7 protein-coding genes are annotated in these 8,758 nt (G+C 62.3%); 1 reads left to right on the plus strand and 6 read right to left on the minus strand.

Annotated elements, in window-relative coordinates; genetic code table 11:
* The first annotated feature begins 9 nt into the window (after positions 1-9).
* Positions 10-303, plus strand: coding sequence for a hypothetical protein (locus LU493_RS18325; protein WP_275289249.1), 294 nt, complete (start codon positions 10-12; stop codon positions 301-303).
* Positions 304-358: 55 nt separating this feature from the next.
* On the opposite strand, the gene putP is transcribed toward LU493_RS18325, so the two are convergent.
* From putP to LU493_RS18355, 6 genes are all read right to left on the minus strand, one after another.
* Positions 359-1,849: a sodium/proline symporter PutP gene (gene putP / locus LU493_RS18330; protein WP_275289250.1), complete on the minus strand. Its 1,491-nt coding sequence runs from the start codon at positions 1,847-1,849 to the stop codon at positions 359-361.
* 17 nt (positions 1,850-1,866) lie between these two features.
* Complete coding sequence (locus tag LU493_RS18335; protein WP_275289251.1) at positions 1,867-1,989, minus strand: hypothetical protein; 123 nt, start codon at positions 1,987-1,989, stop codon at positions 1,867-1,869.
* Positions 1,990-2,149: 160 nt separating this feature from the next.
* On the minus strand, positions 2,150-3,637 hold the full coding sequence (nhaC, locus tag LU493_RS18340; RefSeq protein WP_275289252.1) for a Na+/H+ antiporter NhaC: 1,488 nt from the start codon (positions 3,635-3,637) through the stop codon (positions 2,150-2,152).
* Positions 3,638-3,817: 180 nt separating this feature from the next.
* Positions 3,818-7,009 carry a bifunctional proline dehydrogenase/L-glutamate gamma-semialdehyde dehydrogenase PutA gene (gene putA / locus LU493_RS18345; protein ID WP_275289253.1) on the minus strand — a complete coding sequence of 1,064 codons (3,192 nt, stop codon included), beginning with the start codon at positions 7,007-7,009 and terminating at the stop codon, positions 3,818-3,820.
* Between the two features lie 187 nt (positions 7,010-7,196).
* Entirely contained in the window at positions 7,197-7,997 is an 801-nt protein-coding gene (locus LU493_RS18350) for a helix-turn-helix domain-containing protein (protein ID WP_275289254.1), read from the minus strand.
* Positions 7,998-8,063: 66 nt separating this feature from the next.
* Positions 8,064-8,435: a hypothetical protein gene (locus LU493_RS18355; protein WP_275289255.1), complete on the minus strand. Its 372-nt coding sequence runs from the start codon at positions 8,433-8,435 to the stop codon at positions 8,064-8,066.
* Positions 8,436-8,758 lie beyond the last annotated feature (323 nt).

Here is an 8,758-nt window from a genome sequence, read left to right on the forward strand (position 1 = left end):
GAGGCGACCATGACGGATCGGCCCCTGATTTCTCGAAGGCACCTCGATACCGGCGCGCTGTTATTGGCGGCCGGTCTTTCGGCCTGGTTGCTGTGGCGTCCCGAATTGATACAGGGGCTGCCGTTCGGTCTGCGGCTCCCCCTGGTGGCCCTGGGGGTCTGGGCCCTGGGGACAACGTTCGCGCGTCCACTGGCCGAGGAAGGGGAGATGGGCCGGCTGGAGAAGCTGGTCAATGGTCCCTGGAGTCAGGGAGCCCTGTGGGGGTTTGCCCTGGTGCTGATCGGGCGTGCATGGCTGATCTGACGGGCAGCAAAAGGGCTCCCGCAGGAGCCCTTTCACTACTTTGAGTTGCGCGCTCTCAGCGAGAGATTTGCTTGTACTCACCCGCGTCGGCCGTCACGCTGCTCACCACCAGGATGGCAATGAAGGCGGCGATGAAGCCGGGGATGATCTCGTAGACACCGGGCCCACCCATGAAGGAGCCGTTCCAGCCCAGTGAAATCCAGATCATGACGGTGGCAGCACCCACGACCATGCCCGCGATGGCGCCAGCACCATTGGTACGCGGCCACATCAGCGACAGGATGATCAGCGGGCCGAACGCCGCACCAAAGCCTGCCCAGGCGTTACTGACCAGCGCCAGAACCTGAGAGTCGGGGTCGGAGGCGATCACTGCCGCCACCAGGCCCACCAGCACGACGCTCACGCGGCCGATGAGGACACACTCCTTCTCCGTCGCTTCCTTGCGCAGGAACAGACGGTAGAAGTCTTCGGTGAGTGAAGACGAGGATACCAGCAACTGACTGGAAATCGTGCTCATCACCGCCGCCAGCAGTGCCGCGAAGAGGAAGCCGGTGATCAACGGGTGGAACAGCAGGTCCGCCAGGATGATGAAGATGGTTTCCGGATCCTGGATATCCATGCCATTGCGAACCGCGTAAGCGCGGCCGAAGATACCGAGTGACACGGCGCCGATCAGGGAGATGAGCATCCAGCCCATGCCGATGTTGCGGGCTGTCGGCACGTCTTTCAGATTACGGATCGCCATGAAGCGCACGATGATATGTGGCTGGCCGAAATACCCCAGCCCCCAGGTCACCGCCGAAAGCCAGCCGATGAAGGTGAGTCCATCCGTCCACGTCAGTAGCGTGGGGTCGACTTCATTCAGGGTCTGCGAGGCCTGGGAGAAGCCGCCACCCCCTTCGCCGAAGAGCACGACAGCCGGCATGATGATCAGTGCCAGCATCATGATGCAGCCCTGCACGAAGTCCGTCATGCTCACCGCGAGGAAGCCTCCCACCACGGTGTAGACGAGTACCACGCCCAGCGTGATGATAATGCCCGCAGCGTAGTCACTGAGACCACCGAAGTTGAAGATGCCGGAAAACGCGCTCTCGAACAGCTTGCCGCCCGCCACCAGGCCGGAGGCTGTGTAGACGGCGAAGAATATGACGATGACGACGGCCGACACGGTACGCAGTGACGTTGCCCGAGTCGGGAAACGGTTGGCCAGGAAGGACGGAATGGTAATGGCATTGCCATAGTGAACCGTCTGTTCGCGAAGGCGCGGAGCGACCAGCGTCCAGTTGAAGAACGCGCCCACCAGCAGGCCGATGCCGATCCAGGCAGAGCCCAGCCCGGAAGCGAAGAGGGCCCCCGGCAGACCCAGCAGCAACCAGCCGCTCATGTCCGAAGCGCCGGCCGATAGCGCCGCGACCTTCGGACTGAGCGAACGACCTCCCAGCATGTAATCCTCGGATGAGGACGTGGAGGTGCGCATCGCATAAACGCCGATGGCGATCATGAGCAGAAAGTAACCAATCAGACTAATCCAGACACCAATAGCCATGATGAAGCGTCTCCAGTTTATTTGCCCCGAGGAAGCTCGGGCAGGTTGTTGTCACGCGCGCAGGCCCGATAGTCGCTGGCGAGCATCGCGAAGGGGGAGAGTTCGAACCTGCAGCCGGCAGGGCTTGTGTTGTCGATCATGCGTGCTCCTTGCGTCTTGAACTTGTCATTAGAGAAGGAAAAGGCTTTCTGTCCAGGAGTCCATTACCTTCTTTAATGACACGAAATGCTTGCCGGGATGAAAACCAACAGTCCAGTAGAGAGTATCTCCACCGGACTGTTGAAAGCAAAGCGTCACTGGTTACACATAATTGCCTTCCGGGTCCAGGCGTGGCTCTTCATCCGCATCCCACTTGGCTTTTTCGGCATCGGTCGCTTTGGGAGAGAACCATCCCAGGTTGGCATAGAAAATACCGATGAAAGGCGCCGTCCAGCAGGCAAAGGCCAGCGGTATGTAAAGCAGGTTTTCGAAATTTCCATCACCAATGTTGAGGGCCAGTGCCGTGATGACGAAGGCGCCACCCGCATTCCAGGGCACAAGTGGAGAGACGAGCGTTCCGCCTTCTTCGATAGCCCTCGACAGGTTCAGGGTCGAGTAGCCCATGCCGCGATAGACGGGGGCATACATGCGTCCCGGCAAGGCGACTGATAGATAGGGATCACCGGCGACCGTATTGGTGGCCACCGACGTCAGGACGGCAGAAGTCTGGATGCTGGCGAATGTCTTGAACCGTGAAATGATGACGCTGATCACGGCTTCCAGGCAGCCGGTGCGTTCCAGTGCGCCGCCAAAGCCGAGCGCGAGCAGGACCAGCGAGATGGTCCACATCATCGACTGGATGCCACCACTGTTGAGCAGGGTGTCGATTTCGTCGACGCCGGTACTGATGGAGTAACCCGAGTTGCCAAAGGTGAAGAGGTCATGCAGGCCGACGCCCTGGAACAGCATGGCCATGACGCCCCCTGCGACGGCACCGGCGAACAGAGACGGGATCGGCGGTTTCTTCGTCACGGCCAGGCCGATGACCAGCAGCGCGGGAAGCAGCAGCCAGGGAGAAATCCAGAAGGCTTCATCGAGTGCCGACGTGATGGCGTTGATACTTTCGAAGGACGTCTGGGTGGAGTCGATCACCGTGAAGCCGGCGACTAGATAGATGACCAGGGCAAGCAACATGGCCGGAATGGTGGTCGGCATCATGTTCTTGATGTGGTCGAAGACGTTGGTGCCGGTTACCGCCGGAGCCAGGTTGGTGGTATCGGAAAGCGGGGATATCTTGTCACCGAAGAAGGCACCGGAAACCACGGCCCCGGCAGTCCAGTAGGCCGGAATGCCGAAGCCCGCGCCGATACCCATCAGGGCCAGGCCGACCGTGCCCACTGTGCCCCAGGATGTGCCCAGGGAGACGGACACGACCGAGCAGAGAATCATGGCGGCCGCCAGGAAGATTTCGGGCGAAAGCACTTTCAGGCCGTAATAGATCAGGGTAGGCACCGTACCACTGGCGATCCAGACACCGACGATGATGCCGACGATGATCAGTACCGACACGGAGGGCAGCGATACATTGATGACGTGGAAGATACCCTTCTCGATATTCGGCCACCCATGCCCCAGATAGATGCCGAGGATGCCGGTCAGAGCAATGCCGATGGATAGCGGAATGTGGGGGGTAAAGTCTCCAAAATAAAAGAGCTGGACCGCCAATACGGCGAGGGTTCCCAGTATAGGAATGAGTGCAAGCCCCAATCCTGGCTTGCGTATGGAATCCAGTTGCGCGGTGTCTTCCATGAAGGCCTCCAGTTGTGCTGATTATTACAAGACCATTGTGGATATGAACCCCGGTCGTTCGGGGATGTGCCCAGGAGCAGCCGGTGCCTCTCCTCGGGGTACGGTAGGGGGTGGCACACCAGTATTGTGCTTGGTCTTCGGTGTGCCACGCCCTGCGTCAGGGGCTATCGAAAATCCGCTTCAGTCATCTCCCATGGCGAGTAGCGATGCGTTGCCACCCAGGGCGGCGGTGTTGATGGTCACCGTCTTCTCGGTGGCGAACCTCAACAGGTAGTGCGGGCCGCCGGCCTTGGGGCCGGTGCCGGAAAGGCCCTGGCCGCCGAAGGGGTGAACGCCCACCACGGCACCGATGATGTCGCGGTTGACGTAGACATTGCCGACGCGAATCCGGCGGGCGATTTCCTCGGCGAAGGATTCGTTGCGGCTATGCACGCCGAAGGTCAGGCCATAGCCACGGCCATTGATCGAGTCGATGACGCTGTCCAGGTCCTGGGACTTGTAGCGCACGATGTGCAGGATCGGCCCGAACTGCTCGCGTTCTAGTGCCTCGATGCCATCGATCTCGAAGGCCGTCGGGGCGATGAAGGTGCCATCGGCGGTATGAGCGGCGTCGAGCGCCGTTTCCGCGATCAGGCGGCCCTCCCCCTTGAGCTTGTCGATATGCGCCTGGAGATTCTGGCGAGCGTCCTCGTCGATCACCGGGCCCACATCGGTGCCCAGATCGCGCGGATCGCCCACGTGGAGCTCATCCATGGCGCCCTTGAGGATTTCGATGACGCGATCGGCCACGTCGTCCTGCAGGTACAGCACGCGCAGGGCGGAGCAGCGCTGGCCGGCGCTCTGGAAGGCCGAGTGGATGACGTCGTTCACGACCTGCTCGGGCAGGGCGGTGGAGTCGACGATCATGGCGTTCATGCCACCGGTTTCGGCCACCAGGGTAGGCAAGGACGCATTCTTGCGTTCGGCCAGGGAGCGGTTGATGACCTGGGCGGTGTCGGTGCCGCCGGTGAAGACCACGCCGGTGATGCGCGAATCGCCGGTCAGCACGCTGCCCACGGTGGGGCCGTCGCCGGGCAGCAACTGGACCACGTCCCGAGGCATGCCGGCCTGGTGCAGGAGTTCGACGACCCGGTGGGCGATGATGGAGGTCTGTTCCGCCGGCTTGGCCAGGACGGTGTTGCCGGCCACGGCGGTGGCGACCATCTGGCCGCAGAAGATGGCCACCGGGAAGTTCCAGGGGCTGATCGCCGCGAAGACGCCCTTGCCGCTCATCACCAGTTCGTTGGACTCACCCGTCGGTCCCGGCAGCGGGATCGGCTCGCCGAAGATTTCCTCGGCCTTGGTCGCGTAGTAGCGACAGAAGTCCACGGCCTCGCGAATCTCGTCGACACCGTCGGTGAGCAACTTGCCGCCCTCGCGGGAGCACAATGCCATCAGCTCGGCCATGTGCTCTTCCATCAATTCGGCGAAACGGCGCAGGATGGCGGCGCGGTCGGCGACCGGAGTGGCATCCCAGCGCGGGAAGGCCGCCCAGGCGGCGTCCACGGCGCGTTCCGCCTGTTCCTTGCTGGTCCAGAGCACGCTGCCGACGGTCTTGCGACGGTCGTAGGGGCTGGTGACGTCATGCACCAGGCTCGGATCGGTGGCGATATCGAAAGCCAGCAGCGGGCGCGCCTCGTAGGCGGTGTCCATGGACTCGCGCATGGCCTGCATCAGCGGATCGTAGTGACTGCGGATATTGAGGTTCACGCCCCGGGAGTTGAGACGCTTCTCGCCGTAGATATCCCGAGGCAGGGGGATCTGTGGATTGGCGAGGCTGGCGTGCTGACGCAGCGTTTCCACCGGGTGCACGCAAAGGGATTCCACGGGCACCTTGGGATCGACCAGCTGGTGAACGAAGGATGAGTTGGCGCCGTTCTCGAGCAGTCGACGGACCAGGTAGGGCAGCAGGTCCTTGTGAGCGCCCACCGGGGCATAGATGCGGCAGTAGGTGCCCTGTGGAGCGCGCTTGAGCGCGGACGCGTAAAGGGCTTCTCCCATGCCGTGCAGGCGCTGGAACTCGAAGGCACGGTCGGCCTCGTTGGCCACCTCGAGGATGGTGCTGATGGTATGGGCGTTATGGGTGGCGAACTGCGGAAAGATCCGTCCGCGGGTGGTATCCGAGAGCAGGAAGCGCGCGCACACCAGGTAGGCGACATCGGTGGCTGCCTTGCGCGTGTAGACCGGATAGCCTTCGACGCCGAGCTGTTGCGATTCCTTGATCTCGGTATCCCAGTAAGCGCCCTTGACCAGGCGCAGGGGGATCTCGTCGCCCCGCGTCTCGGCCAGACGATTGATGTAGTGCAGTACCGGCAGGGCGCGCTTGGCGTAGGCCTGGACGACCAGGCCGAAATGCCCCCAGCCACGGCAGACATCGTGCTCGTAGACGGCGCGGAACACCTCGAGAGACAGCTCCAGGCGGTCGACTTCCTCGGCGTCGATGGTCACGGCGACATCGCGCTCGCGGGCCATGGTGACCAGTTCCAGGGTGCTGGCGACGAGCTCGTCGAGAACCTGTTCGCGACGACCGAACTCGTAGCGCGGATGCAGCGCGGAAAGCTTGATGGAGATCGACGGCGGCGGCGTCTTGTCCGATAGCTGGGCGCTGGTCTTGCCGACGCGATCGATGGCGTTGGCGTAATCGTCGAAATAGCGCTTGGCGTCGTCGCGGGTGCGGGCAGCCTCCCCCAGCATGTCGTAGGAGTAGGTATAGCCCTTGTCGAACAATGGCCTGGATCGCTTGAGCGCTTCGTCGATGTCGCGCCCCAGCACAAACTGCTTGCCCATGACCTTCATCGCCTCGACCATGGCTCGGCGGATCACCGGTTCCCCCATGCGGTTGACCATCTTGTTGATGAAGCCGGAGGGGCGGCCCTCCTGCGGCTTGTCCATGGTCACCACGCGGCCGGTCATCAGCAGCCCCCAGGTGGAGGCGTTGACCATCCAGGACTCGCTCTTGCCCAGATAGGATTTCCAGTCGGCGGGGCCGAGCTTGTCCTCGATCAAGGCATCGGCGGTGGCCTTGTCGGGAATGCGCAGCATGGCTTCCGCCAGGCACATCAACATCAGGCCTTCATGGGTATCCAGGCTGTACTGCTGGAGGAGCTCGTCGATGGTGTCCACCGCCGTGTCCATCTCGCGGATTTCGCGCACCAGTTCCGCCGTCTTGTCGGCGATGCGTGCGAAGTCGCGCTCGTCGGTATCGAGCGCCTTGATCAGTTCCTCGACGTAAGCGTCCTCGTCGACCACATAGTGGTCGCTGATACTGGCGAAAAGCGTGTCGAGTTCCTGGCGCCAGGTGGCGTTATCCAGCATGTCGTTGGCATTGAGCATGAATCTTCCCCGGTCTGAAGCCCGTCGTCACAGGAGGTGTTCCGTCCCGCCGGCATCGGTTCGCCAGCGGACCAAGGGCATCCTATGAGGGTAGGGGGCATCATCGGGCTCTGCTTGCCGAATCCACGGATGGATTTGACGATTTCAATGCTGTTAACAGAACGTGAACAAAAGATTAGACCTTCGTCTAACCGTGAAGCGCGGGGGCGCCCAGGGGCCGGGGCGTTGCGCTGCGCAGTCGGCTTGGCGGGTGGCCGAAGGCGCGACGGAAGGCTCGGGAGAAGGCGCTCTGGTTGGTGAATCCGGTCAGGGCGGCGATCTCCGATAGTGGCAGGTGGCTTTCGCGCAGCAGGCGCTCCGAGGTATCGAGGCGCCGGCGCAATACGTACTGCCAGGGCGAGAGACCGGTCTGCTCGCGGAAGCGCGCGGTGAAGTGGGTCTCGCTCAGGCAGGCTTCGGCCGCCAGGTCGGCGACCCGCAGAGGGGTTCCCAGGTGACGGTCGATGAAGCGGTCGAGGGCGGCAAGATCGAGATGGCGCCCCCGGGCGGGAGCTTCCTGGGCCAGGCGAGCATGCAGGGAACCGAGCAGCGTCGTGGCCAGGCGCTCCTGTTGCAGGGGGCTCAGGCGGCCCTGTTGAGAGAGCAGGCCCAGTTCGTGCACCACGAAGTCGAGGTAGCGCTCCAGGGGGGCGTCCAGCGAGAAGAAACGAGGCGCATCGAACAAGCGCACCAGTTCGTGCTGGTGACCGGTCAACGAGAGAGCGTCTTCCGGCAGGTCGAGAATCAACTGGTGGTTGTCGCCGGTGCCGGCATAGTAGTGGACATGGTTGGCCGGCACGATGCAGCCGGACAGGGCCGAGATGGAGCCGCCCAGTCCTTCGATCTCGAATTCCGCCTGGCCACGTAACCCGATCACGATCTGATGGAAATCATGGGCGTGATGGTGAACGGCGGTATCTAGTGGTGTCTGGCGGATCGCGCTGGTCATCGCGGGCCTCCGGCGGGACGAGTCCGTGGCATGCAACTGCCATGATACCGGATACTGCGTTGACACTCATTCCTGTTCCCGCTCACGCTTGATTCGCGTGCGCGCCGCCAGGTGATCGCGCAGGGCGGAGAGTTCCGCCTGACCCTCGGTATCGAGCAGCGGCTTGCCGCGCGCCACGCGCCAGTGCCGGCCGTGTTCGTCCATCAGGTGCCCGGCGCGGCGGCGAACGTTTTCCAGATATTCGTCATGACGAATCGGATATCCGATGAGGGCATTCCACTCGGTCTCGCCGACGCGGTTCTCGAGGGCCTTGTCGAACAAGGTCAGCAGGTGTTCGGGTTCGGTGCGATAGCGCGGCGTATGGGACAGCAGCAGGATGAGGGCCATGCCGCCGAAGATCAGCATGCAGACGGCGAAGACGGTCAGGAACAGGGCCATGGGACGCTCGGGGCCGGCAGGCGGCGCGACGGCTCGAAATTGGAGCGGGTGAAGGGAATCGCCCCTTCTTCCACAACTACGAGTAAAATCAGTGGGTTATGCTATTTGGGTAGCCATCTGTAGCCGCTACTGTAGCCACTCGCGTAGCCAAGCTATTGGCTGATTCTACGGCGGCAGGTAGGGTGCTGGCAAACTGTGCCCTTTCATAGATCAGTATCAAGGATGACGTATGCGCAGCGCTGCTCTTAGGTTTTGTCTGAAAAGTCAGCACGCAGGCAACGGTCTATGCAAGCCAGACATACCATGGCGCTAAAGCTACTGGC

The organism is Halomonas elongata, assembly GCF_029081005.1.
GTDB lineage: Bacteria > Pseudomonadota > Gammaproteobacteria > Pseudomonadales > Halomonadaceae > Halomonas > Halomonas elongata_B.